Source organism: Flexivirga lutea (assembly GCF_054778955.1).
In genome coordinates this window covers 23,844-49,501 of record NZ_BAAGZB010000005.1, presented here as the reverse complement: position 1 = coordinate 49,501, position 25,658 = coordinate 23,844, and the positions used below count along the sequence as shown (strand labels likewise).

General features: G+C 68.9%; 24 protein-coding genes. 2 read left to right on the top strand and 22 right to left on the bottom strand.

Going from position 1 to position 25,658, the window contains the following annotated elements:
• Positions 1-7: 7 nt before the first annotated feature.
• The 8 genes from carB to ACYVBN_RS16160 all read right to left on the bottom strand — a co-directional run bounded on the left by carB (position 8) and on the right by ACYVBN_RS16160 (position 9,319).
• The gene (gene carB / locus ACYVBN_RS16195; protein WP_460601415.1) at positions 8-3,313 is read right to left on the bottom strand and encodes a carbamoyl phosphate synthase large subunit; all 3,306 of its coding nucleotides are present in this window, start codon (positions 3,311-3,313) and stop codon (positions 8-10) included.
• On the bottom strand, positions 3,313-4,494 hold the full coding sequence (gene carA / locus ACYVBN_RS16190) for a carbamoyl-phosphate synthase small subunit (RefSeq protein WP_460601414.1): 1,182 nt from the start codon (positions 4,492-4,494) through the stop codon (positions 3,313-3,315). The genes carB and carA overlap by 1 nt, the downstream gene beginning before the upstream one ends.
• Positions 4,495-4,496: 2 nt before the next feature.
• Positions 4,497-5,837: a dihydroorotase gene (locus tag ACYVBN_RS16185; protein WP_460601413.1), complete on the bottom strand. Its 1,341-nt coding sequence runs from the start codon at positions 5,835-5,837 to the stop codon at positions 4,497-4,499.
• A complete protein-coding gene (locus ACYVBN_RS16180) occupies positions 5,834-6,757 on the bottom strand; it encodes an aspartate carbamoyltransferase catalytic subunit (protein WP_440281126.1) in 924 nt (307 codons plus the stop codon). The genes ACYVBN_RS16185 and ACYVBN_RS16180 overlap by 4 nt, the downstream gene beginning before the upstream one ends.
• On the bottom strand, positions 6,754-7,335 hold the full coding sequence (pyrR, locus tag ACYVBN_RS16175) for a bifunctional pyr operon transcriptional regulator/uracil phosphoribosyltransferase PyrR (RefSeq protein ID WP_440281125.1): 582 nt from the start codon (positions 7,333-7,335) through the stop codon (positions 6,754-6,756). Before pyrR ends, ACYVBN_RS16180 begins: the two co-directional genes overlap by 4 nt.
• Before the next feature lie 314 nt (positions 7,336-7,649).
• The gene (gene nusB / locus ACYVBN_RS16170; RefSeq protein ID WP_460601412.1) at positions 7,650-8,096 is read right to left on the bottom strand and encodes a transcription antitermination protein NusB; all 447 of its coding nucleotides are present in this window, start codon (positions 8,094-8,096) and stop codon (positions 7,650-7,652) included.
• A gap of 2 nt (positions 8,097-8,098) precedes the next feature.
• Positions 8,099-8,659, bottom strand: coding sequence for an elongation factor P (gene efp / locus ACYVBN_RS16165; RefSeq protein WP_440281123.1), 561 nt, complete (start codon positions 8,657-8,659; stop codon positions 8,099-8,101).
• Between the two features lie 147 nt (positions 8,660-8,806).
• Positions 8,807-9,319, bottom strand: a complete 513-nt coding sequence (locus ACYVBN_RS16160; RefSeq protein WP_440281122.1) for an O-acetyl-ADP-ribose deacetylase — start codon at positions 9,317-9,319, stop codon at positions 8,807-8,809.
• A gap of 71 nt (positions 9,320-9,390) precedes the next feature.
• Between ACYVBN_RS16160 and ACYVBN_RS16155 the strand changes: the two genes are divergently transcribed.
• Positions 9,391-9,513 (top strand): hypothetical protein, encoded by a 123-nt coding sequence (locus ACYVBN_RS16155; RefSeq protein ID WP_440281121.1) that lies wholly within the window; start codon positions 9,391-9,393, stop codon positions 9,511-9,513.
• Positions 9,497-10,042: a DUF418 domain-containing protein gene (locus tag ACYVBN_RS16150; protein ID WP_460601411.1), complete on the top strand. Its 546-nt coding sequence runs from the start codon at positions 9,497-9,499 to the stop codon at positions 10,040-10,042. The genes ACYVBN_RS16155 and ACYVBN_RS16150 overlap by 17 nt, the downstream gene beginning before the upstream one ends.
• A 9-nt stretch (positions 10,043-10,051) precedes the next feature.
• On the opposite strand, the gene aroB is transcribed toward ACYVBN_RS16150, so the two are convergent.
• From aroB to ACYVBN_RS16080, 14 genes are all read right to left on the bottom strand, one after another.
• Positions 10,052-11,149: a 3-dehydroquinate synthase family protein gene (aroB, locus tag ACYVBN_RS16145; protein WP_460601410.1), complete on the bottom strand. Its 1,098-nt coding sequence runs from the start codon at positions 11,147-11,149 to the stop codon at positions 10,052-10,054.
• Complete coding sequence (locus ACYVBN_RS16140; protein WP_460601409.1) at positions 11,142-11,657, bottom strand: shikimate kinase; 516 nt, start codon at positions 11,655-11,657, stop codon at positions 11,142-11,144. Before ACYVBN_RS16140 ends, aroB begins: the two co-directional genes overlap by 8 nt.
• Positions 11,654-12,868: a chorismate synthase gene (gene aroC, locus ACYVBN_RS16135; protein WP_460601408.1), complete on the bottom strand. Its 1,215-nt coding sequence runs from the start codon at positions 12,866-12,868 to the stop codon at positions 11,654-11,656. Before aroC ends, ACYVBN_RS16140 begins: the two co-directional genes overlap by 4 nt.
• 61 nt (positions 12,869-12,929) lie before the next feature.
• Positions 12,930-13,817, bottom strand: a complete 888-nt coding sequence (locus ACYVBN_RS16130) for a shikimate dehydrogenase (RefSeq protein WP_440281116.1) — start codon at positions 13,815-13,817, stop codon at positions 12,930-12,932.
• Complete coding sequence (gene mltG / locus ACYVBN_RS16125; RefSeq protein WP_460601407.1) at positions 13,787-15,121, bottom strand: endolytic transglycosylase MltG; 1,335 nt, start codon at positions 15,119-15,121, stop codon at positions 13,787-13,789. Before mltG ends, ACYVBN_RS16130 begins: the two co-directional genes overlap by 31 nt.
• Positions 15,118-15,624 carry a RuvX/YqgF family protein gene (gene ruvX, locus ACYVBN_RS16120; RefSeq protein ID WP_460601406.1) on the bottom strand — a complete coding sequence of 169 codons (507 nt, stop codon included), beginning with the start codon at positions 15,622-15,624 and terminating at the stop codon, positions 15,118-15,120. The genes mltG and ruvX overlap by 4 nt, the downstream gene beginning before the upstream one ends.
• Positions 15,621-18,338, bottom strand: coding sequence for an alanine--tRNA ligase (gene alaS / locus ACYVBN_RS16115; protein ID WP_460601405.1), 2,718 nt, complete (start codon positions 18,336-18,338; stop codon positions 15,621-15,623). Before alaS ends, ruvX begins: the two co-directional genes overlap by 4 nt.
• Before the next feature lie 168 nt (positions 18,339-18,506).
• Positions 18,507-18,719, bottom strand: a complete 213-nt coding sequence (locus ACYVBN_RS16110; RefSeq protein WP_460601404.1) for a hypothetical protein — start codon at positions 18,717-18,719, stop codon at positions 18,507-18,509.
• The gene (locus ACYVBN_RS16105; RefSeq protein WP_460601544.1) at positions 18,716-19,096 is read right to left on the bottom strand and encodes a DUF948 domain-containing protein; all 381 of its coding nucleotides are present in this window, start codon (positions 19,094-19,096) and stop codon (positions 18,716-18,718) included. Before ACYVBN_RS16105 ends, ACYVBN_RS16110 begins: the two co-directional genes overlap by 4 nt.
• Before the next feature lie 169 nt (positions 19,097-19,265).
• On the bottom strand, positions 19,266-20,414 hold the full coding sequence (locus ACYVBN_RS16100) for an ABC transporter ATP-binding protein (RefSeq protein WP_460601403.1): 1,149 nt from the start codon (positions 20,412-20,414) through the stop codon (positions 19,266-19,268).
• 3 nt (positions 20,415-20,417) lie between these two features.
• Positions 20,418-21,512: an ABC transporter ATP-binding protein gene (locus ACYVBN_RS16095; protein WP_440282659.1), complete on the bottom strand. Its 1,095-nt coding sequence runs from the start codon at positions 21,510-21,512 to the stop codon at positions 20,418-20,420.
• Positions 21,509-22,507 carry an ABC transporter permease gene (locus ACYVBN_RS16090; RefSeq protein WP_440282658.1) on the bottom strand — a complete coding sequence of 333 codons (999 nt, stop codon included), beginning with the start codon at positions 22,505-22,507 and terminating at the stop codon, positions 21,509-21,511. Before ACYVBN_RS16090 ends, ACYVBN_RS16095 begins: the two co-directional genes overlap by 4 nt.
• 94 nt (positions 22,508-22,601) lie before the next feature.
• Entirely contained in the window at positions 22,602-24,383 is a 1,782-nt protein-coding gene (locus tag ACYVBN_RS16085) for an ABC transporter substrate-binding protein (RefSeq protein ID WP_460601402.1), read from the bottom strand.
• A 93-nt stretch (positions 24,384-24,476) separates the two neighbouring features.
• Positions 24,477-25,517: an ABC transporter permease gene (locus ACYVBN_RS16080; RefSeq protein WP_460601401.1), complete on the bottom strand. Its 1,041-nt coding sequence runs from the start codon at positions 25,515-25,517 to the stop codon at positions 24,477-24,479.
• Positions 25,518-25,658: the final 141 nt, after the last annotated feature.

The window sequence follows — 25,658 nt, the reverse complement described above, 5'->3', positions numbered from 1 at the left end:
ACGCTCCTCAGACCCGCCCGTAGAGGTCGAGGTCGCGTGCGTGATCCTGCAACGGCTTGACCTTGAACGGTCCGGCGAGTTGCGCCTCGATGCCCTGCACCGCCGCGGCCAACTGCTGCACCGTGGTGATGATCGGCCGGTCCATGCTGGTGGTCGCCGCGCGGATCGCGTAGCCGTCCTCGCGAGCACCCTGCCCGGACGGTGTGTTGACCACCATCGCCACGTCACCGTCCAGGATCCGCTCGACGATCGTGGGCTCCCCGTGCTCGCCGGTGCCGTCGCTGTGCTTGCGCACCACCTCGGCGGTGATTCCGTTGCGCCGCAGCACATCTGCCGTGCCGGTGGTGGCCAGGATGTGGAACCCGAGGTCGGCCAGCCGCTTCACCGGGAAGATCATCGCCCGCTTGTCACGGTTGGCAACCGAGACGAAGACCGAACCCTCGCGCGGCAGCCCGGTGATCGAGCTCAACTGGCTCTTGGCGAAAGCCGCGCCGAAGTCGTCGTCGAAGCCCATGACCTCGCCGGTGGAGCGCATCTCCGGGCCGAGCAGGCTGTCGACGACGTCGCCCTCGCGGGTGCGGAACCGCTTGAACGGCAGGACCGCCTCCTTGACGGCGATGGCGGAGTCGGCCGGCAACATCCCGCCGTCCCCGTGCGGCGGCAGCAGACCGTCGTCGCGCAACTGCTGGATCGACTCGCCCAGCATGACGCGAGCGGCCGCCTTCGACAACGGCACGCCGGTCGACTTGGCCACGAACGGAACCGTGCGGCTGGCGCGCGGATTGGCCTCCAGCACATAGAGCGTGTCGTGTGCCAGGGCGAACTGCACATTGATCAGGCCGCGCACGCCGACGCCCTCGGCCAGCGCCCGGGTGGAGGTGCGGACCCGCTCGATCTCCTCGGCACCGAGGGTCACCGGCGGCAGCGTGCACGCGGAGTCGCCGGAGTGGATGCCGGCCTCCTCGATGTGCTCCATGATGCCGCCGAGGTACATGTCGCTGCCGTCGAAGAGGGCGTCGACGTCGATCTCGACCGCGTCGTCGAGGAAGCGGTCGACCAGCACCGGGTGCTCGTTGGACGCGGTCGTCGCGCGGGTCACGTAGTCGGTGAGGGTCTCGTCGTCATACACGATCTCCATGCCGCGACCGCCCAGGACGTACGACGGACGGACGAGCACCGGATAGCCGATCTCGCGGGCGACCGCGAGCGCCTCGTCCACGCTGTATGCCGTGCCGTGCTTCGGCGACGGCAGTCCCGCCTCCGCCAGCACGCGACCGAACGCGCCGCGGTCCTCCGCCAGGTCGATCGCCTCCGGCGAGGTTCCGACGATGGGCACGCCGGCGTCCTTGAGGGACTGAGCCAGGCCGAGCGGGGTCTGTCCGCCCAGCTGCACGATGACACCGGCGACCGGACCCGCCTGCTGCTCGGCGTGGTAGACCTCGAGCACGTCCTCCAGCGTCAGCGGTTCGAAGTAGAGCCGCGTGGAGGTGTCGTAGTCGGTCGACACGGTCTCCGGGTTGCAGTTGACCATGATCGTGTCGAACCCCTTGTCCTGCAACGCGAACGACGCGTGCACACAGGAGTAGTCGAACTCCACACCCTGACCTATGCGGTTGGGGCCCGACCCCAGGATGATCACGGCGGGCCGCTCGCGCGGCTCCACCTCCGTCTCCTGGTCGTAACTGGAGTAGTAGTACGGCGTCTGCGCGGCGAATTCGGCCGCGCAGGTGTCGACCGTCTTGTAGACCGGGCGCACGCCGAGGGCGTAGCGCAGGCCGCGGACCACGGCCTCCGGCATCCGGGTCAGCTGCGCGATCTGCGCGTCGGAGAAGCCGTGCCGCTTGGCCAGCTTGAGCAGTTCGGGCGTCAACTGGTCGGCATCGGCGATGATGCCGGCCACCCGGTTGATCAGCTCGATCTGGTCGAGGAACCACGGGTCGATCTTGGTGCCCTCGAAGACCTCCTCGACACTGAGTCCGGCGCGAAGAGCCTGCTGCACCAGCACGATCCGTCCGTCGGTCGGGGTGCCGGCCTGCTCCAGCAGCGCCCGGCCCATCTCGCGGCTCGGTGCGTTGTCCGGGTCCCAGTGGAACGTCGCGCCGCTGCGCTCGAGCGACCGCAACGCCTTCTGCAGCGCCTCGGTGAAGTTGCGACCGATCGCCATCGCCTCGCCGACCGACTTCATGGTCGTGGTCAGCGTCGGGTCGGCGGCCGGGAACTTCTCGAAGGCGAACCGCGGCACCTTGACCACGACGTAGTCCAGCGTGGGCTCGAAGCTGGCCGGGGTCTCGCGGGTGATGTCGTTGGGCACCTCGTCGAGCGTGTAGCCGATCGCCATCTTCGCGGCGATCTTCGCGATCGGGAATCCGGTCGCTTTGGAGGCCAGGGCGGAGGAGCGCGACACGCGCGGGTTCATCTCGATGACGATCATCCGACCGTCCGTCGGGTCGATCGCGAACTGGATGTTGCAGCCGCCGGTCTCCACGCCGACCTCGCGGATGACCGCGATGCCGACGTCCCGCATCTTCTGGTATTCGCGGTCGGTGAGGGTCAGCGCCGGCGCCACCGTGATCGAGTCGCCGGTGTGCACGCCGACCGGATCGACGTTCTCGATCGAGCACACGACCACCACGTTGTCCGCGCGGTCCCGCATGACCTCCAGCTCGTACTCCTTCCAGCCCAGGATCGACTCCTCCAGGAGCACCTCGGTGGTGGGGCTGGCGTGCAGACCGGCGCCGGCGATGCGGCGCAGGTCGGTCTCGTCGTACGCGAAGCCGGAGCCGAGACCGCCCATGGTGAACGACGGTCGCACGACCATCGGGTAGCCGAGTTCGTCTGCGGCAGCGAGGCATTCGTCCATCGTGTGGCAGATGATGGACTTGGCGGACTCGGCACCGCAGCGTTCGACGACTCCCTTGAACCGCTCGCGGTCCTCCCCCAGCTGGATCGCTTCGACGCTCGCGCCGATCAGCGGGCAGTCGTACTTCTCGAGCACTCCCGCGTCGTGCAGTGCGATGGCGGTGTTCAGCGCGGTCTGGCCGCCCAGCGTGGCCAGCACGGCGTCCGGGCGCTCCTTGGCGATGATCGTCTCCACGACCTCCGGCGTGATCGGCTCCACGTAGGTGGCGTCGGCGAACTCGGGGTCGGTCATGATCGTGGCCGGGTTGGAGTTGACCAGGATGACCCGCAGGCCCTCCTCGCGCAGCACCCGGCAGGCCTGGGTGCCTGAGTAGTCGAACTCGCAGGCCTGGCCGATCACGATCGGCCCGGACCCGATGACCAGCACGCTCTTGATGTCGTCCCGCTTCGGCATCAGTTGTTCTCCTTCGTAGCGTCGGTCGTGTGCTGTGCGAGCTGCTCGACGAACCGGTCGAAGAGGTATGCCGCGTCGTGCGGCCCCGCGGCCGCCTCGGGGTGGTATTGGACCGAGAAGGCGGGAATATCAAGGCACTCCAGCCCTTCGACCACGTCGTCGTTCAGGCAGATGTGCGACACGCGCACCCGGCCGTACTGCTCACCGGCGGGTGCCTGGACCGGCTCACCGTCGCGCGGCGCGTCGACCGCGAACCCGTGGTTGTGTGCGGTGACCTCCACCTTGTCGGTCGTGCGGTCGAGCACCGGCTGGTTGATGCCGCGGTGGCCGTACTTCAGCTTGTAGGTGCCGAAGCCGAGCGCCCGGCCGAGCAGCTGGTTGCCGAAACAGATGCCGAAGAAGGGGATCCGCGCCGCGAGGACTTGCCGCAGGACGTCGACCTGCGGTGCGGTCGCCGGATCACCCGGTCCGTTGGAGAAGAACACACCGTCGGGCTGGACGGCCCGGATCTGCTCGAAGGTGCTGTCCGCGGGCAGAACGTGGACCTCGATGCCGCGCTCGGCGAGCCGCTGCGGCGTCATCGCCTTGATCCCCAGGTCGACGGCGGCGACGGTGAAGCGCTGCTCCCCCTGTGCCGGCACGACATACGGCTCGGCCGTGCTGACCTCAGAGGCCAGCTCGGCGCCGCTCATCTGCGGCTGCTCGCGGACCCGCTGGGCGAGGATCTCGGCCGGCTCGTCGGTGCGGGAGAAGATGCCGACCCGCATGGCGCCGGCCTCGCGCAGGTGGCGGGTCAGGGCGCGCGTGTCGATGTCGCAGATGCCGACCACGCGCTGCTCGGACAGCTCGTCCTCGAGGGTGCGTTGTGCTCGCCAGTTGGAGGGGCGCAGTGCGGGGTCACGGACGACGTAGCCGCTGACCCAGATGCGCTTGGACTCCGAGTCCTCGTCGTTGACACCGGTGTTGCCCACGTGCGGTGCCGTCATCACGACCACCTGACGGTGGTAGCTGGGGTCGGTGAGGGTCTCCTGGTAGCCGGTCATGCCGGTCGAGAACACGGCCTCGCCGAAGGTCTCGCCGATCGCGCCGTAGGCCAGGCCGTCGAACGAAGTGCCGTCCTCGAGCACGAGGATCGCGCGGCCACGCCCGGTCAGCGGATCGATTGGATGAGTCTGGTTCATGGTCACTTCTGGGGTCCCCTCAAAGTATTGGAGCGACGAAGGAGCGGAAAACTTTGTGGGGCTTCCTCCTGGTCGAGTAGGGTCGGTCGGCCACGCAGGAAGGTCGCCTGCACCCGGCCGGTGAGCGTCATCTGGTGCCACGGGTTGTTGCGCGACAGCGAGCGGGAGTCGGCGCGGTCGATCTCCACAGCGGGAGTGGGGTCGATGAGGGTGATGTTGGCCGGTTCGCCCGCGGCGAGCGGCCGGCCGTGGCCGTCGAGTCCGGCGATGTGTGCGGGCGCGGTGGACATCACGGTGCCGACCTGCTGCCAGCTCATCAGCCCGGGCTGCACCATCACCGTGTTGACGACCTGCAGTGCCTGCTCCAGGCCCAGCATCCCGAATGCCGCCTCGGCGAACGCGTGCTCCTTGTCGTGCCGGGCATGGGGTGCGTGGTCGGTGGCGACCGCATCGATCGTGCCGTCGGCCAACGCTTTACGGAGTTCGGCGATGTCCTCGGTCGGCCGCAGCGGCGGATTGACCTTGAAGGTCGGGTCGTAGTCGCTGAGCCGCGTCGTGTCCAGCATCAGGTGGTGCGGCGTGACCTCCGCGGTCACCGCGATGCCCTGGGCCTTGGCCCAGCGGATCACCTCCACCGAGCCGGCGGTCGAGACGTGTGCGATGTGCACCCGCGAGCCGGTATGGCGGGCGAGCATCACGTCGCGAGCGACGATGACCTCCTCGGCGACACCGGGCCAGCCCGGCAGGCCGAGGCGCCCGGAGAGTTCGCCCTCGTGGCAACACGCATTCGCATCGGCCAGGCGCGGCTCCTGGGCGTGCTGCGAGACCACGCCGCCGAACGCCTTGACGTATTCCAGCGCCCGGCGCATCAGCCGCGCGTCGTGCACACACTTGCCGTCGTCGGAGAAGACCCGCACGGCTGCGCGGCTGCGCGCCATCAGGCCGAGCTCGGCGAGCTCTTGTCCCGCAAGGCCTTTGGACACCGCGCCGATGGGTTGCACGTCGACCAGCCCGCACGAGCGGCCCAGGTCGAGCACTCGCTCCGCCGCCTCGGCGGTGTCCGTCACCGGAGTGGTGTTGGCCATCGCCAGCACGGCGGTGAAACCGCCCGCGGCGGCGGCTGCCGACCCGCTGGCCACCGTTTCGGCATCTTCGCGGCCGGGCTCGCGCAGGTGGGTGTGCAGGTCGACCAGGCCCGGCAGGGCGATCAGTCCGTCCGCGTCGAGGACCGTGGCGTCGCCCGCGTCGACGGTGCCGACCTCGGCGATCACGCCGTCGCGCACCAGCAGGTCCTGGCGGCCGGTACCCAGCAGATCGGCGCCCTTGATCAGGTATGTCGTCATTCCGCCCCTCCGAGCAAGTGGTAGAGCACGCTCATCCGCACCGCGACACCGGCCGAGACCTGGTCGAGGATGAGCGAGCGGGCTTCGTCGGCGGCATCCGCAGTGATCTCGAGGCCGCGGTTCATCGGGCCGGGGTGACAGATCACGGCATGGTCCGGCAGGGCGCGCAGTCGGTCGCGGGTCAGCCCGTAGCCGACCGTGTATTCGCGCGGCGTCGGGAAGAACCCGCCCGTCATACGTTCTTTCTGGACCCGCAGCATCATCGCCGCGTCCAGTTTCGGCAGCACCTCGTCGAAGTCGTAGGTGTACGAGAACCCTTCGGCAGCAGCCCACTCCGCGATGCCGCTGGGCATCAGCGTCGGCGGGGCGACCAGGGTGACCTCGGCGCCCAGGGTGCGCAACAGGATCAGGTTGCTGCGCACGACCCGGGAGTGCGTGAGGTCGCCGATGATGCCGATCCGCTTGCCGGCGAGATCACCGAGCCGGGTCTGCATGGTGTAGGCGTCCAGCAGCGCCTGCGTCGGGTGCTCGTGCGTGCCGTCGCCGGCGTTGACGACCGCGGCGTCGACCCAGTCGGTCACCTGCTGCGGCGCCCCACTCGCGTGGTGGCGTATGACGAGAGCGTCGACACCCATGGCGGCGACCGTCATGACGGTGTCGCGCAACGATTCGCCCTTGCTCACCGAGGAGCCCTTGGCGGACACGTTGATGACGTCGGCGGACAGCCACTTCCCGGCGATCTCGAACGACGAGCGCGTGCGGGTGGAGTCCTCGAAGAACAGGTTGACCACGGTGCGGCCGCGCAGCACCGGCAGCTTCTTGACTTCGCGTTGCTGCACGTCGTGCATCTGGGCGGCGGTCGTCAGGATCTGGGCGGCGTCCTCGCGGGTGAGGTCCGCCGCGGACAGCAGGTGCTTCATGCCGGCCCCTCTGCGATGCGTACTTCCTCGACACCGTCCGGGTCGGCCAGCCGGACACTGACCCGCTCGGACCGCGCAGTCGGGAGATTCTTGCCGACGTGATCGGCTCGGATCGGCAGCTCCCGGTGGCCTCGGTCCACCAGGACCGCCAGCCGCACCGCCTGCGGCCGGCCGAGGTCGCCGAGCGCGTCCAGCGCGGCGCGCACCGTGCGGCCGGAGTAGAGCACGTCGTCGACCAGGACGACGACCTTGCCGTCAACCCCGCCGTCGGGCACGGTCGTGGCGCCGACCGCGCGGGTCGGCTGGCTGCGCAGGTCGTCGCGGTACATCGTCACGTCGAGTGAGCCGACGGGCACCTCCGCGCCCTCGATCTCGCGCAACAGGGCGACGATCCGAGCTGCCAACGCCTCACCGCGGGTCGGGATGCCGAGGACCACCAGATCGTGCACGCCCTTGTTGTGCTCCACGATCTCGTGCGCGATGCGCCGCAGTGCGCGGGAGATGTCGGGTGCGGTGAGCACGATGCGGCCGGGCGGACCGGCCTCGGCCAGGGATGAACCAGAGTCAGGACGCTCCATGCGTCGGGACCTCCTTCGCCGCCTCACGGGACGGAATCGTTAAAGGATGTCGAACGGGGCAAGGGTACCGCTGCCCCTGATGTGGCCTGCACCACGTCCGCGCTTCGGCCCTCCGGTCGGCCCGACCCGCCGCCGCACCGAAACCGCTACTGTCGCGACTTCCTCGCCGAACCAAGCAGGAACCGGCAAATGTCTCGCTACTGTCGCGACTTCCTCGTCGAACCAAGCAGGAACCGGCAAATGTCTCGCTACTGTCGCGACTTCCTCGCCGAACCAGGGGGACGGCGGTCGGCCCCGACCCGCCGCCGGCGCGGTCAGACCAGTGACTGGCGCACGGCGGCGATCTTGTCGAGCAGGCCGTTGACGAACTTCGGGGAGCTGTCGGTGGACAGCTCCTGGGCCAGCTTGACCGCCTCGGAGATCACGACCGGCGCGTCGACGCCGTCGCTCCACACCAGCTCCCAGGTCGCCGCACGCAACAATGACCGGTCGACGGCCGGCATCCGGTCCGGCGGCCAGTCGCTGGAGCTGTATGTCGTCAGCGCGTCGTTGATCGCGGCCCAGTGCTCGACCACGCCGCGCACGATCTGCACGGTGTAGACCGGCAGTGGCGTCTGGGTGGTCGGCACGTCGACGCGCTGATCGACCAGCTCACGGGCGTTGACGCCGCGTTGCTCGGCCTCGAAGAGCAGGTCCAGCGCCTTCTTGCGCGCCTTGCTGCGTGCGCCGCGGCGTGCGGTGGTGTCCGGCGTCGGAGACATTGTCAGCTGACGCGACCCAGGTAGGAGCCGTCCCGGGTGTCGACCTTGACCTTGGTGCCCTGCTCCAGGAAGAGCGGCACCTGGATCTCGGCGCCGGTCTCCAGCGTGGCCGGCTTGGTGCCCCCGGAGGAGCGGTCACCCTGCAGGCCCGGCTCGGTGTGACTGATCTCGAGCACCACCGATGCGGGCAGCTCGACATACAGGACGGTGCCGTCGTGCTGCGCGACGATCGCCTCCTGGTTCTCCAGCAGGTAGTCGGCGGCCTTGCCGACGGTGTCCGCGGGGATCGGCAGCTGGTCGTAGGTCTTGGTGTCCATGAAGATGTAGTCGGTGCCGTCGTTGTAGAGGTACTGCATGTCCGACCGGTCCACGTTCGCGGTCTCCACCTTCACGCCGGCGTTGAACGTCTTGTCCACGGTCTTGCCGGACAGGACGTTCTTCAGCTTGGTGCGCACGAACGCCGGGCCCTTGCCGGGCTTGACGTGCTGGAACTCGACCACTGACCAGAGCTGGTTGTCGATCTTGAGGACCAGACCGTTCTTCAGGTCGTTGGTGGATGCCACGTTTCGCTCTTCTCTTTCGGTGACCAGCGCTCAGGGCGCTCGGGACGTATGACGCGCCGCGCCACGAGCTGCCGGCATCAGGGCGTGCGGCAGCCGCTCGAAGCGGCGGGAGTGGCCCAGTCTAACGGTTTCGGGCGGTGTGCCGCGTCACGCGTCCTCCAGCGCCCGCCGGAAGGCCGCCAGGGCGTTCGGCGAGAACAGCGCGAAGGTGACCTCGCGCACGTTCGTCCGAGTCCGCCGGACCGTGCTGGTCGCGATCCGCGCGGCGTCATCCATCGGCCAGCCGTAGATGCCCGCGGACACCGCCGGGAAGGCGATGGTCGCGGCGCCCAACTCGTCGGCAACCCGCAACGACTCCCGGTAACAACTGGCCAGCAGCGCCGAGCGGTCCTGCCGGGTGCTGAACACCGGGCCGACCGTGTGGATGACCCACCGCGCGGGCAGCGTGCCTGCCGTCGTGGCGATCGCCTGCCCGGTGGGCAATCCGTCGGGCAACCGCGTCTCCCGCAGCTGCCGGCAGGCGTCCAGGATCGCCCGGCCTCCTGCCCGGTGAATCGCACCGTCGACTCCGCCGCCACCCATCAGTGAGGAGTTCGCCGCGTTGACAATGGCATCCACGGTCACCGTGGTGATATCGGCTCGGACGGCGCTGACTTCCACACGCGCCACGCTACGCCGCAGCGGGCGTCATCGGGCCCGACCGGGTGGCTCCTCCGGCATACTCGCTCATCGTGAGTACCGTCAGCCGCCCGGCGCAGCGTGACCTGGGTCTGGACGCGGCCCGCGGCGTCGCCATCGCGGCCATGGTCATCGCGCACGCCGGCCCACTGGTTGCGCGTGTACGTCCTGAGTGACTCGCACTACCGGCTGACCGGATTGCTGCCGCTCTTCCTCCTGGGCGCCGTCCTCGGCCGGGTCGGGCACACCACGGCGCGAACCCAGCGGGCAACCGCCGACCTCGGCCTGCTCGCCGGGTGCGGCTGGCTGGTCGGCAAGGCGCTGCACTGGAGCACCGATCCGGGCCGATGGGTGGACAACACCCTCGACGTCGCCCTGAGCGCGCTGGTCGTCGCCGCTGTGTGCGCCGCGGCGGGCGCACCCGCACTGCTGGGCGTTGTGTCGCGCGCCGTGCTGCGCCCCGTCGCCGTGATCGGCACCGTCGCGTTGTCGACCTACGCACTGCAGTTCGTGCTGCTCGTGCTGCTGGTCCGGCACGGGCCGGCCTGGCTGCCGTTCGGGTGGCCACCGGCCGCCGTGTTCGTCGCGGCGTGCCTGCTGGTCAGCTGGTGGTGGGCGCGGCTGGTCGGCACGGGGCCGCTGGAGTGGGCACTCGGGGCGCTCAGCGGTCGTGCGCTGCTGCAGCGGCAGCCGGCACGCGGCTGACCGCTGCGGTCATCGCCGTACGGCGTCGAACGCCTCGCGCAGCATGCTCTCGTCCGGCCCGACGAGCCGCGTCGGGGCACCGACGGCGGTGAGGGCCACGAAGCGCAGCATCGAACCGCGGGTCTTCTTGTCCCGTCCCATCGCGGCACGCAGTGCCCTCCAGCGTGCGTCCACGTCACCGGTCACGGCGTATGACGTGGGCAGTCCCACTCGGTCCAGTGCCGCCCGGTGCCGTTCGACCAGCGCGTCGTCGATCAGGCCGGCCCGGCGGGAGAGCTCTGCGACATACATCATGCCGACGGCGACGGCGTCCCCGTGCCGCCAGCGGAAGCCGGAGACCTGCTCCACGGCGTGCGCGAAGGTGTGCCCGTAGTTGAGGATCTCCCGCAGCCCGGCCTCGCGCAGGTCGGCGCCGACGACGTCGGCCTTGACCCGGACGGCCCGGGCGATCAGCTCGGGCAGCACGGCGCCGGACACGTCCGTGGCCGCGACCGGGTCGGCCGCGAGCCGCAGGATGTGCTCGTCCGCGATGAACCCGCACTTGATCACCTCGGCGAGCCCGGCGACCAGGTCCTCGCCGGGCAGGGTGCGCAGCAGGTCGAGGTCGCAGATCACCGCGGCGGGCGGGTGGAACGAGCCGACGAGGTTCTTGCCCGCGGGGATGTTGATGCCGGTCTTGCCGCCGACGGCCGCGTCCACCATGCCGAGCACCGTGGACGGCACCTGCACCACCGGCACGCCGCGCAGCCAGGTCGCGGCGACGAAGCCGCCGAGGTCGGTGGTCGCGCCGCCACCGAGCGCGATGACGGCGTCCGAGCGGGTGAACCCGGATTCGGCCAGCACGGACCATAGACGGACCGCGACGTCGGCGGTCTTGGCGGCCTCCGCATCCGGTAACGCCTGCACGACCGGTCGCCGGCCCGCGGCCGTCGCGGCGGCTGCGATGCGGTCGGCCGCACCGGCCAGCACCGGAGCGTGCACGATCAGCACGCGCTCGGCGGCCTCGGGCACCCGCGCGATCACCTGGTCGAGCACGCCGTGGCCGATGATCACCTCGTAGTCACCGTGCTGGTCGTCGGCGACCCGGATCACCTCGGGCTCACTCATGACCGGACCCGGCCACCAGGGCCACCACCTCGGCGGCGAGCTCCTGCGCCGACCGCCCGTCGGTGTCGACCACCCAGGTCGCCAGTCGCTCGTAGGTCGGCCGGCGCTGGGCCATCATCCGCGTCCAGGCGGCCCGTGGGTTCACCGCGAGCAAGGGGCGTGCCGTCGAGAACCCGACCCGGCCTGCAGCGTCGGCGATCGTGACGTCGAGGAAGACCACCGGCAACGATTCCAGCAGCGTGGCGGTGGCCGGAGTCATCGGCGCTCCCCCGCCGACGGCGACGACGCCGCTGCCGGTCACCGCCCGCGCCACCGCGTCGGCCTCCAGCTCGCGGAAGTGCGCCTCGCCGTGTTCGACGAAGATGTCCGAGATCGCTTGGCCCTGCTCGGTCTCCACCAACTCGTCGGTGTCGGTGAAGTCGGCGCCCATCTGTTGGGCGACCAGTCGTCCGACGGTGCTCTTGCCGGCGCCGGGCGGCCCGATGATGACGACTGCCGGCGCGTTCATCGCTGCAACTCCGGGATGGCAGCGAGGTATGCCGCATGGTTGCGTGCCACTTCGGCGACGCTGTCGCCGCCGAACTTCTCCAGCGCCTCCTTGGCGAGCACCAGGGCGACCATCGCCTCGGCGACGACGCCGGCAGCCGGCACGGCACACACGTCCGAACGCTGATGTATGGCGGTGGCCTCCTCGCCGGTCGCGACGTCCACCGTCTTCAGCGCCCGCGGCACCGTCGAGATCGGTTTCATCGCCGCACGGACCCGCAGCACCTCACCGGTCGACATGCCGCCCTCGGTGCCGCCGGCCCGGTTGGTCTCCCGACGGATCCGGCCGTCCTCCCGCACGATCTCGTCGTGCGCGGCGGACCCGCGGCGCGCAGCGGTGCGGAAACCGTCGCCGACCTCGACTCCCTTGATCGCCTGGATGCCCATCAGTGCGCCGGCCAGCTGTGCGTCCAGCCGCCGGTCGCCGTGCACGTGCGACCCGAGACCCGGCGGCACGCCATACGCCAGCACCTCCACGATCCCGCCGAGGGTGTCACCGTCCTTCTTGGCCACGTCGATGACCTCGACCATCCGGCGAGACGCGTCCGTGTCGAGGGAGCGCACCAGATCCGCGTCCAGCGCAGCCACGTCGTCCGGGCCCGGCAGCGGAGCCTCGTCGGACACCTCTTCGCCACCGATGGCGACGGTGTGCGACACCAGCCGGACGCCGAGGGCCTGCTCCAGGAAGGCCGCGGCCACCCGGCCGAGGGCGACGCGGGCCGCGGTCTCCCGGGCGGAGGCCCGTTCCAGCACCGGACGCGCCTCGTCGAAGCCGTACTTCTGCATGCCGACCAGATCCGCGTGACCCGGCCGCGGCCGGGTGAGCGGACGGTTGCGAGCCAGCTCGCCGGATGCGCCGACATCCGCGGCGGCCGCGAGCGCCTCCGGGTGGATCGCCTCCGGGCTCATGACGGCCTGCCACTTGGGCCATTCGGTGTTGGCGATGGTGATCGCGACCGGCGAGCCGAGCGTGCAGCCGTGCCGGACGCCGCCGGTGAACGAGACCTCGTCCTGCTCGAACTTCATCCGCGCGCCGCGGCCGTACCCGAGCCGGCGCCGCGCCAGCGCGTCGGCGAGGTCGGCGGCACCGATGGTGATCCCGGCGGGCAGGCCGTCGATCACGGCGGTGAGTTGCGGCCCGTGCGATTCGCCTGCAGTCAACCAACGAAGCATGTCGCTGATCTTTTCATGTGGTCGGAACGGCCGGTATGCCGCGCCGTATGGCGAGAAGGGCTCAGCTGAGTGCAGCCGAGCGGCCCGCGCGTTGCATGACGTCCAGCGGCGCCGGCGTGCCGGTCATCAACTCGAACTGTGCCGCACCCTGATGGATCAGCATCTCGATCCCGGGCACGATGCGAGCACCGTATGCCGCGGTTGTCGCCGCGAGCGCGGTGGGCCACCCGGCATACACGACGTCGAGCAGGACCTGGCCGGGGGCGATCGTGGCCCCGGCGGAGGCTGCTGCCGCCACCGCGTCGGCGAGCGCGTCGGCGGCACCCGCCGGCACCGTGCTGACCACCAGCGGCGCCTGCAGCACCGCCGCGGCACCGTCCCGGGGGCCGCCCGACTCCCCTACTGTCACGATCCGGAACCCGTGGTCGCGTGCCTGCGCCAGGGTGGACGCGCGCACGTCACGGCGTACGACGAAGACGACCTCCGGCACGCCGAGTTCGGCCAGTGCCGCCAGCGCCGACCGCGCGGTGGCGCCGGATCCGACGACCACGGCCTGCGGCACCGTGCCGGCCCGGACGCCGGCGTCCCGCAGCGCCTCACGGATGCCGGCCACATCGGTGTTCTCGCCGTGCCAGCCGCGCCCGTCCCGCAACAGCGTGTTGACCGCGCCGGTGCGCCGCGCCACGTCGCTGGAGCTGTCGGCGATCAGCAGTGCCTCCTCCTTCAGCGGCATCGTCAGCGACAGGCCGCGCCAGGTCGGCCCCAGTCCGGAGACGAGTTCCCGCAAGGAGGCGGTGTCGCACTCTCGTATGTCGTAGGACCAGTCCGTCATACCGAGCGCTGCGTAGGCGGCGCGGTGCAGCACCGGTGACATCGAGTGGGCGATCGGCTTGCCCAGGACTGCGGCGCGATGCCGGGTCAGCACTTGCCCGGATGTTTCTGACACCACGCGTGGAACACCTGCTCGTTCTGCTGTTGTTCGGCATAGGTGTCGGCGAAGAGGGTCTTGCCCGTCTCCGGGTTCACCGTCACGAAGTAGAGCCAGTTGCCGTTCGCCGGGTGCAGCGCGGCCTTGATCGCGGCCAGACCCGGGTTGTTGATCGGCGTGGGCGGCAGCCCGGTGTTGAGATAGGAGTTGTACGGCCCTTTCCTGGCGCGTTCCTGGTCCGTCGTGGTGATGGTGCCGCGCTTCTTCTCGGCGTAATGGATCGTCGAGTCCAGCTGCAACGGCATGCCCTTGGTCACGCGGTTCTGGATGACCCGGGCGACCTTCGGTCCGTCCTCGGCCAGCCGGGACTCGGCCTCGACCAGCGACGCGACCACCATCACCTCGTGGAGTCGGTTCTGCGGGATGTGCAGGGGTGCGATCTTCTTGCGCCATTCGTCGGCCATCGTCTGCAGCTGTTGCTGCGCGGTCGATCCCTTGGCGAAGTTGTAGGTCGACGGGAAGAGGTAACCCTCGAGGTGTCCTGTGGCGGCGGCCGGCAGGCCGATCGACTGCGCGGTGACCTTCTGGTAGTCGGCGACCGGGACACCGGTCTGCTTGGACAGCAACTGGAAGATCTGACGCGCCCACAGGCCCTCGGGGACCGTGATGCCGGTGCTTTGGAAGCTCTTGGGGTCCAGCATCATGGCCAGCGCGGACTGCGCGCTCATCTTCTCGTGCAGCGTGTAGCGGCCCGGCTGGATCCGCCCGAAGTCGCGGCTGGTCGACGCCGCCTGCACGAACGCCGCCGAGGACTTGACCACGCCGGCTTTGAGCAAGGTCTGGGCGATCGCCGTCCCGGTGTCCCCTTCCTTGACCACGATGGTCACCGAACCACTGCCCGTGCCGGTGTAGTCCGGAACGCCCTTGCTCATCCCCGGCAGGCTGATCCGGCCGACCTTGCTGGCCGCGTAACCCGCGCCCGCCAGCACCAGCACCATGAGGAGCACCAGCAGCAGGCACGAGCGGCCCGCGCGGCGCCTGCGGTGACGCTGCTGTTCCTCGTACGACGTGTGCCGGTCGGGCCCGCCGTGGTCGTCCTCGCTGGCCCAGTCGTGGAAGCCGGTCCACCCGTCGTCCGCCACGGACACCGCGACGAACTCGGTCGTCTCGTCCTGGGAGGAGTCCGGTTGCCGGGGGGCGGACCGGGTCGGCGCCGCCGGACCGCTGCCTTGGCCCGCGGCGGCCTGCCGGGCTCGGTCGCGTGCTTCACGGCGCGTGCGCGGAGCGGGATCGTCCGCGGACGTCCCGTCGGGAGAAGTGTTCACCGTGACCTTTCCGTGTCGGTTCGGGAGCGCGAGTGCCGTGGCTTGCGTCCGCCGACGAGTTCTCCGGCAGGTTGGCCGGAAACGCGCTCCGCGTCAAGCGCGGCCTGCAGGATCAGCACGGCGGCCTGCTGGTCGACCACCTCGCGCCGCTGCCTCGACCGCAGCCCACTGGCCTGCATGGCGCGGTGCGCGTCGACGGTGGTCATCCGCTCGTCGACGAGCCGCACCGCGAGCCCGGGCGCCCGACGCCGCAACGCCTTCGCCCACCCGCGGGCGGCATCGGCAGCAGCGTGCTCGCGCCCGTCCAGGGACAACGGCAGACCCACCACCACCTCGATCGCGGCACGGTCGGCGGACAACTCGGCCACTTCCTGTATGTCGGACTCGTCGCCCGCTCGCCGCAGGGTCCGGACCGGCGTCGCGAGCACGCCGTCCGGGTCGCACGCGGCGACGCCGACGCGGACACTGCCCACGTCGACGCCGATCCGGACCCCGTACCTCACCGGACTCCAGTGAGGTTGTGCAGTTGTCCCTCGACCGCTTCGAGCGCCGCGCCGACGGCCGACGCGTCGGTGCCGCCGCCCTGGGCGATGTCCGGCTTGCCACCCCCGCCACCGCCGAGCACCCCGGCCGCCGTGCGCACCAGGTCGCCGGCCCTGATGCCGCGGTCCCGGGCGGCGGCATTGGTGGCCACGACGATCAGCGGCCGGCCCTTGGCCGCTCCGGTCACCGCGACGACGGAGGGTTGCTCGTCACCGAGACGGCTGCGCAGCCCGGTGACCAGGGACCGGACCTCGTCCGCACCCAGGTCGCCGCCGTCGTGGGTCAGCACCCGCACACCGCCGATGTCGGAGGCGCCGGCGAGCAGTTCCCCGGCCTGCGCCTGCAACTGCTGCTGCCGCAGCGTCGCGATCTCCCGCTCGGCCGTCTTGACCCGGGTGAGGAGTTCCTCGACCCGTTCGCGCAGCTCGCCCGGCTGTGCCTTGACCAGTCGCCCGAGCTCCGCGACGATCGCGCGTTCCTTGGCCAGGTAGCGCAGCGCCTCCATGCCGACGAACGCTTCGACGCGGCGCACGCCGGAGCCGACGGACGACTCGCCCGTGAGGGTCAGGGCGCCGACCTGCGAGGAGTGTGCGACGTGTGTGCCACCGCAGAGCTCGCGGGACCAGGGTCCGCCGATCTCGATGACCCGGACCTGCTCGTCATACGTCTCGCCGAACAGTGCCAGCGCGCCCCACTCGCGGGCTTCGGGCAATGTCATGTACTGCGAGGAGACCGGCAGGTCCTGGCGCACCGCCAGGTTGGCGACCTCCTCGATCTCCGAGCGGGTCTCCGCCGACAGCGCGCTGTTCCAGGCGAAGTCGAGCCGCAGGTAGCCCGGCTTGTTGTACGAGCCGCTCTGCAGCGCCGACGGGCCGAGCACCTGCCGCAGCGCCGCGTGCACCACGTGGGTGCCCGAGTGCGCCTGGCAGGCCGAGATGCGCCAGTCGGGGTCGACCTGCGCCTCCACCTGTTCACCGACCTTGACCTCACCGGTCGCCACCTCGACGGTGTGCACGACCAAGCCCTTGACCGGCCGCTGGACATCGAGCACGCGCAACCGGCCGGTCGGGGTGGTGATGATGCCCTCGTCGGCGATCTGACCGCCGGACTCGGCGTAGAACGTGGTCCGGTCCAGCACGACCTGGCCGGTCGCGCCCTGCTCGAGCCCGTCGACCCGTTGCCCGTCCGAGACGAGGCCGACAACCGTGCCTTCGGTCGAGAGGGCCTGATAGGCCTGCCAATCGGTAGCTCCGAGCTCGCGCAGTTCCTTCCAGATCTCGGTGTGCGCGTGCCCGCTCTTCTTCGCCTTGGCGTCCGCCTTGGCTCGCTCGCGCTGCTCGGTCATCAACCGGACGAAGCCCTCACGGTCGACGGCGACGCCTTGCTCGGCGGCCATCTCGAGGGTCAGGTCGATCGGGAAGCCGTAGGTGTCGTGCAGCGCGAACGCCTCCGACCCGGGCAGGGTCGGCGTGCTGCTGCCGCCCAGCGCCGCCGAGGACTGCTTCGCCTTGGTCACCGCGGTGTCCAGGATCGTGGTGCCTTGGTCGAGCGTGCGCCGGAAGGCGTCCTCCTCGCCGTACGCGATCTGGCTGATCCGGCCGAAATCGGTTTCCAGCTCCGGGTAGGAGGCCTTCATCCGGTCGAGGCTGACGGGCAGCAGCTGCGGCAGCACCTTGTCGCCGTAGCCGAGCAACCGCATGGCACGCACCGCACGGCGCAGCATGCGCCGCAGCACGTAGCCGCGCCCCTCGTTGCCCGGCGTGACGCCGTCGCCGATCAGCATCAGCGAGGACCGCACGTGGTCAGCGACGACCCGCAGGTGCACGTCGTCCGGGTGACTGGAGGTGGCCGCGTGGCCGGAGTGCGCGCCGTAGACCTTGCCGGTCATCTGGGCGGCCTTGGCCAGCACCGGGTAGACCTCGTCGATCTCGTAGAGGTTGTCCTTGCCTTGCAGCAGGGTCGCCATACGTTCCAGGCCCATGCCGGTGTCGATGTTGCGCTTGGGCAACGGACCGGCGACGTCGAAGTCCGGCTTGCTGCGGACCGCCGAGAGCTCCTCCTGCATGAACACGAGGTTCCAGAACTCCATGTAACGGTCCTCGTCGACCGCCGGCCCACCGTCCTGGCCGTATTCGGACCCGCGGTCGTAGAACAGTTCGGAGCTCGGGCCGCCGGGACCGGGCACACCCATGTGCCAGTAGTTGTCGTTGGCGTCCCGGCGGGTGATGCGGTCGGTGGGTATGCCGATCTGCTCGTGCCAGATCGCGAACGCCTCGTCGTCGTCGATGTAGACCGTCGGCCAGATCCGCTCCGGGTCCAGGCCGTAACCGCCCTCGTCGACGGAGGCGGTGATCAGGCCCCAGGCCAGTCGGATGGCGCCTTCCTTGAAGTAGTCGCCGAAGCTGAAGTTGCCGTTCATCTGGAAGAACGTGCCGTGCCGGGACGTCTTGCCGACCTCTTCGATGTCGCCGGTGCGGACGCACTTCTGCACGCTGGTGGCGCGGTCCCACGGCGGCGTCTGCTGGCCCAGGAAGTAGGGCTTGAACGGCACCATGCCGGCGTTGACGAACAGCAGGTTGGGGTCGTCGTAGATCAAGGGGGCGGAAGGCACCACGGTGTGCTTGTTCCGTTCGAAGTAGTCCAGCCAGCGTCGGCGGATCTCCGCGGTTTCCATCATCAATTCCTTTACGTCTCACATCGTCGGTCGAGGAGCGACTGGGGCACGTCGGTCGAGTAGGGCGAGCCCGTGTCGAGATCATGTGTCCGATGGACTTGACCTCGACACGCTCGGTCGTCGCTGCTCGATCAGCGTGGACTGGGCAAACTGGTCGAAGGCGGGGCCTTACCGGCCCTCGATAGCTCGCGCGCCGTCGATCCGCTCGCCCGGCAGTGTCAGCCGGGTGTCGGCTGCCAGCACCTCGCGCAGTTGCGCCTCGCGCTGCGCCATACCGCGGCGGACGTCGGCCCGGAACCGCGTCGCCTCTTCACGACCCGCGCGGCGACCGGCGAACGCCACGCCGGTGGCCACCAGAACGGCGGGGACCCACCACTTCATCTGCGGTCACCCATGGTGTTCGACGGCTTCACCCGCCGCGACTCGACCGCGGACCGTAACCCGTAGGAGAAGGCCGCGAGCTTGATCAGCGGACGCCCCACGGTCGCCGTCGCGACCGAGGTCAACGCGCTCACATTGGTGGTCATCGTCGCGACGTTGGAGGAGATCGTGTCCAGCCGGGCCACCTGCTGACCGGTCGCGGCAACGGTGTCGGTCACTTCACGCAACAACGGCACGGTCTCGTCGGTGATCTCGCGGACCCCCGCGCGCGTCTCGTCCAGCACCTTGCCGGCCTTGCCGATCACCGCGCCCAGGCGCAGCACGAGCACGACGAACGCCAGTGCGGCGATCATCCCGGCCAGGTCCCCCAGGGACACGTTCATGAGTGCTCTTCCATGATTGCTGTCCAGCGTACCGAACGGAACCGCCCTCTCCGGCATACCTGCCGGGCCGGCGGCGTCCGGCACACGACGACGGCCCCGTCCCACCGGGTGGTGGGACGGGGCCGTCAGACGATCACTTCCGGCTCACGGTGGGGCCGGCCGGTCAGGAAGCGTCCGCCTCCACGACCAGGTCCGGCTTCACCTCGGGGAAGTGGCAGGCGATCGTGTGCGCGGGTTTGCCCTCCTCCGGCTCGAGCAGCGGCTCCTCGGCGGCACAGATCTCCTGCGCCTTCCAGCAACGGGTCCGGAACCGGCAGCCGCTCGGGGGGTCGATCGGGCTGGGCACGTCGCCGATCAGTCGGATGCGTTCGTTCGGCACCGCGCCCCGGACCACGTTGAGGTCAGGAGCCGCCGACAGCAGCGCCTGGGTGTAGGGGTGTTGCGGCTTCTCGTAGATGTCCTCGCGGTCGCCGAGTTCGACGACCTTGCCGAGATACATGACGGCGATGCGGTCGCAGAAGTGCCGCACGATGCCGAGGTCGTGCGCGATGAAGACGAAGGCGATGCCCAGGTCACGGCGCAGCTGGCTCATGAGGTTCATGACCTGCGCCTGGATCGACACGTCGAGCGCGGACACCGGCTCGTCGGCCACGACGACCTTCGGTTCCACCGCCAGTGCGCGGGCGATGCCGATCCGCTGGCGCTGTCCGCCGGAGAACTCGTTCGGATAACGATTGACGTGCTCGGGGTTCAGCCCGACCGTCTCCAGCAGCTCCTGCACCCGGGCCTTGATCTTGTTCTTCGGCACGATGCCATGGATCTCCAGCGGCGCACCGATGATCTTCAGCACCGTGAACCGCGGGTTCAGCGACCCGTAGGGGTCCTGGAAGATCATCTGGATGTCCCGGCGCATCGGCCGGAGCGCCTTCTCCTTGAGGTCGGCGATCTCACGTCCCTCGAACTCGATCGAGCCGGAGGTGGGTTCCAGCAAGCGGGTCACCAGGCGACCGGTCGTGGTCTTGCCACAGCCGGACTCTCCCACCAGGCCGAGCGTCTCACCCTTGGCCAGATCGAAGCTCACCCCATCGACCGCGCGCGTCTGCAGGGTCTTGGGGAACAACCCGGTGTATTCCTTCACCGGGAAGTGCTTCACCAGGTCCTTGACGGTCAGCAGGACGTCACGCTCACGCGACGACTCGTGCACGATCGGCTGCTCCGCCGGATGCGCCGAGCCGTCCGCCGACTCGCCGCTCCCCTTGGTGATGTCGACGGTGCTGCCGCTTGCGGCAGCGTCAGTGGTGTTGTCAGTCATCGATCACTCCAGGTTGGGGGCGACTTCGTCGGCGAAGATCGCAGCGGGGTCTGCCAGGTGGCAACGGGTGAGGCGTCCCGGCTCACCCGGCACCGGGAGGAACTCCGGCATCTCGGTCGCACACCGATTGTCCGGCACGCGGTCCGAGTAGGGACAACGAGGCCGGAACGAGCAGCCGTCGGGCAGGTTCAGCAAGCTCGGCGGGTTGCCCGGGATCGGCTTGAGGTCCGAGCCGACATCGGCCGTCAATGACGGCACCGAGCTGAGCAGCCCCCAGGTGTAGGGCATGCGCGGGTTGGCCAGCACCTCCTGCGCGGTCCCCTTCTCGACGCTGCGGCCGGCATACATCACCAACACGTGATCGGCGACCTCCGCGACGACCGCCAGGTCGTGCGTGATCATGATGATGGCCGACCCGAACTCACGCTGCAGGTCGTTCATCAGGTCCAGGATCTGCGCCTGGACCGTCACGTCCAACGCGGTCGTCGGTTCGTCGGCGATGAGCAGCTTCGGGTCGTTGACGAGCCCGAGCGCGATCATCGCCCGCTGCCGCATACCCCCGGAGAACTCGAACGGGTACTGCTTGGCCCGTCGGTCCGGGTTGGGCACGCCCACTCGGTCCAGCATCTCGACGGCGCGCTTGGCGGCCACCGACTTGGAGACCTTGTGGTGCGCCAGATAGGCCTCGGCGATCTGTGCACCGACCTTCTTGAAGGGGTGCAGGGAGGACTGCGGGTCCTGGAAGATCATCGCGACCGTCTCGCTGCGCAGCTTGCGGAACTCCGCCTGCGACAGGCCGACGAGCTCCTTGCCGTCCAGCTTGATGGAACCACTGATCCGGCTGCGCTTGGGGTCGTGCAGGCCCATGACCGCCATCGACGAGACGCTCTTACCGGACCCCGACTCGCCCACGATGGCCAGCGTCTGTCCGGCCTTCACCTCGTAGGAGACACCGTTGACCGCACTGATCAGGCCCTCCTCGGTCGGGAACTGCACCTGCAGGTCCTCGACCGTGAGGATGACCGGGGCGTTGGGGTCCAGCGGCGGACGCCGCTGAGTGCCCGGCTCACCGGCCGGGGATGTCGTTGTCTGTGTCATGTCAGCTTCACTGTCGGGTCGACGGCAACGTAGAGCAGATCGACGAGGAGGTTTCCGAGGACGATGAACGTCGCGCCGACCAGGACTGTTCCCGCGATGACCGGCAGGTCATTCGTGCTGATCGCGTCCAGGCCGAGGCGTCCGATGCCCCGCACGTTGAACACCTGCTCGGTGAAGATGGAGCCCGACAGCTGCAGGGCCACATCGATCCCGATGAGGGTCAGGTAGGGAGCCACCGTCGCTCGCAACGCGTGCCGCCAGACGACGCGGCGCTCCGAGATGCCCTTGGACCGGGCTGTCCGCACGAAGTCGCTGGACAGCGTGTTGATCATGAAGGCGCGCACATAACGCACGTAGGCGGTGGCCGCGAACAGTCCGAAGATGATCCAGATCGCCAGGAACCCCTTGAACCAGGTGCCCGGATCCTGCGTCAGCGGCGTGTAACCGGTGGCCGGCAGGATCTTCCAGGTGAAGATCAGGTAGAGGTTCAGGATGAGCGCGATCGCGTAGTAGGGCATCGCGCTGATCACCTGGGAGACGCCGACGAGGACACGGTCGAGGGGTGAGCCACGGTTACGTCCACACACCACGCCGAGCAACAGACCCACCGGGATGTAGACGATCATCCCGCCGAAGACGATGGCGAAGGTGACCGGCATGACCTGCTTGACCTGGTCGGTCACCGACTGGCTCTGCACGTAGGACCAGCCCAGACACGGTGCGTCGCAGTGGCCGATCACCTGACCGTCGTTGGTGATGTCGCGACCGGCGACCAGACCCTTGAGGTAGGTGCCGAACTGCGACACGACCGGCTTGTCCAGGCCGAGTGCGTGGTTGATGTCGTGCACCTTCTGGTTGGTGCACTTGGTGCCGCAGATCTGGTATGCGACGCCGTCCTTGGCCGGCCCGGTGAAGAACAGGCCGAAGGTCAGCACGATTGTCGCGAACAGCACCGAGATCGCAAGCAGCAATCTCCGGGCGATGTAGACGATCACGTAGTGGCTCCTCGAAAGATGATGACCCGCCGGTGACCGGGATGGCGGAGCCGACGCTCCCCAGCCCGGTCACCGGTGGTTGTGACGACGTGCGTCAGTTGCTGACCCAGAGCTGGGACAGGCTCGGCATGCTGATGATGGGGTTCAACCCGACGTTCTTGACGTTCTTGCCGAACGTCGCGGTGTTCATCGAGTAGTAGTCCGGCAGACCAGGCACGTACTTGGTCATGATCTCCTGGTCCAGCGCCGCCCACTCGGGCGCAGCCTTCTCCGGGTCCATCTTGCCGATCTTGTCCATCTTGGCATTGATCTCGGCGTTCTTGAACTGACCGACGGTGGTGCCGTCGGGGATGCCCTCGCCGCTGAACAGCACCGGGTAGACCGAGTCACCGGTCGGCCAGTCGTAGCACCAGCCGGGGGTGCCCTGCAGCATGTTGACCGGCGCGTTCGGGTCCGCGATCTTCTTGGTGCGCTCCGCCTTGGGGATCGGGAGGTCCTTCACCTTGAAGCCGGCAGCCGTCAGGCCGGCCTTACGGGCGGTGTTGGCCGCCACCGACTGGGGGTTGTCGCCGGTGTAGTAGTAGGACAGCTCGAACCCGAGCTTGCCGGCCTTCTTCAGGATCTCCTTGGCCTTGGCCGGGTCACCGTTGCCCTGGCCGGTGGCGTAGGGCAGCGGCGGGTACTTCTTGTAGCCCTGCAGGCTGGGCGCCGCGTAAGTGGTCGCCGGCTGCAGGTTGATCTTGGACGTACCGCTGGCCTTGCGGATCTGGTTCCACGGGTAGGCGTAGCCGATCGCCTTACGAACGTTCAACGGAATCTTGTTGACGTTCATGTTGACGTAGTACTCACAGGACGAGGGACCGAGCGCGAACTGGTCCTTCTGCGCACCGGTCACCTTCGACTCCAGCGAGGAGTCGAGTGCGCCGATGTTGACGGTGTTGGAACCCACGCCGCTGTTGGCCAGGATGCGCTGCTGCGACGCCAGGTCGACGATCGCGAAGTTGATCTGCACCTTGTCGGGGTAGGCGTGCCGCACCGGGTCGGTCTTGGGGTCCCAGTTGGTGTTGCGGGACAGCACCATCTTGGAGCCGATGCTGTAGCTGTCCACCTTGTAGGGGCCGGTGGTCAGCGGGTGCTTCTGGTAGTCGTTCTTGGTGTCCTTGGCCTTGGGCACCGGGGTGAACTCCGGGAACGAGGCGAAGTAGTTGAACGAGGGGACCTTCTGGGTCAGGTGGAAGACCAGGGTGTCGTCGCCCTGGGTGGTGACGCCCTTGAAGTCGGCGTTGGGCTGCTTGTACGGGCCCAGGTAGCTCTTGCCACCGACCAGGTACTGACGCTGGTAGTCGGTGCCGTTGAGGGCGACGCTCTCCTTGGCGAAGGAGCGCTTGATGCCGTAGACGAAGTCCTCGATCTTGACCGGGGAGCCGTCGGAGTACTTCAGGCCGGGCTTGATCTTGAAGGTCCAGGTCAGACCATCCGCGGACGGGGTGCCGACGTTGGTCGCGAGGTCCGGCACGAGCACCGGCTTGCCGTTGACGATCTGGTACTGCGTCAGCGTGCGGTAGAGGTACTGCGTCGCGAACGCGTTGGAGTCGACGTAGTAGATGCCGGCCGGGTCCATGGTGGGCGGGTTCGACGAGTCGTCGATGTAGATCGTGCCGCCCTTCTTGGCACCCTTGACCTCCGGCGCCGGGCCCTTCAGGTCGGGGTTGGTCACGGCCTGGGCGGCCTTCGTCTGCTCCGCGGCCGCGGTGTTGTTGCCGCTGCCGCCGCCGTTGCTGCTGCCGCTGCCTGACGGACCTCCGCTGCTGCAGGCGGCCAACGACACCGCAGTGAAACCTGCAGCGGTCAGCGCGACCATTTTCGTCCAGCGCATTTGTGTTTCTCCCTTTTTCGTTACTTTCCGGCACAGCCCGGAAAGAGTCTGTGATGTGTCGTGCCGTGTGTCAGAGGTGCCGGAACCCGGGCGTCAGCGCCGGGTGTTGGGGTTGAAGGCGTCGGACACCGCGTCGCCCAGCAGGCTGAGGCACAGCACGAGGAGGAGCAATCCGGCGAGCGGCACGAGCATCGGCAACGGGAAGGCCTGCATCTGCTGCTGACCCAGTGAGATGTCGAGGCCCCAGTCCGCGGTCGGCAGGCTGATGCCCACGCCGAGGTAGGAAAGCCCGGCTTCGAGTCCGATCAGCGCCGGAAGGGACGTGGTGAACGCCACCAGGATCACGCTGGTCAGGTTGGGCAGCATCTCCTTGAAGAGGATGCGTCCGGTGGGCGATCCGAGCGACCGGGCCGCCTGCACGAACTCCTTCTCGCGCAGGGCCAGCACCTCGCCGCGGATCAGGCGGCACAGGCCCGCCCAGCCGAAGATGGTCAGCGCGATGAAGACTGCGGCAATACGGATCTTCTGCTGCTCACTGGACGTCGCCTGTCCGCCGGGCACCAGGTAGTTGCTCATGATCGGCACCAGCGCGATCGCGAAGAGCAGGAACGGCAGAGACAGCACCAGGTCGACGAACCAGCCGATGACACGGTCGATCCAGCCGCCGAAGAAGCCGCTGACCAGGCCGAGGACCACGCCGATGATGGTGGTCACGACGGTGACGATCAGGGCGATCGAGAAGGACGGCCGGATGCCGTAGACGAACCGCGCGAAGACGTCGTACCCGGTGTTGGACGTGATGCCCAGCCAGTGCGACCCGTTGGTGTAGAACGTCGGCAGGTTGTCGTCGCCGATCAGATTGTAGTTGGGCGCCGTCGGCGATTGGCCTTCGATGCCCGCGATGAGCGGGGCGAAGATGCCCATCAAGAGGAAGAGCACGATGATGACCGCGCAAGTGACGGCGATGCGGTCCTTGCGCAATCGCGCGAACGCGATCTGCGCCGGCGACTTGCTCTTCTGCCCCCCGTCGTCTCCGTGATCCGTCTTGCCCAGGACATCCGTTGAACCGTCGGTGTGGTGAACTTCACCGACCTCGGTGAGCGTCTCGTTGACGCCGCCTGGCCCAGAGGTCATCGATCCTCCATACGAGTTTTGGATGCCGGCTTCGTCAGAACCGCCGACGCTTTCGTGGTCACTCAGCCGTGCCCCCGCCCGCTGCGACGGCACAACGATGCCACAGCGGACGGGGACCCGGAACTAGTCAAGGTGAAGGTC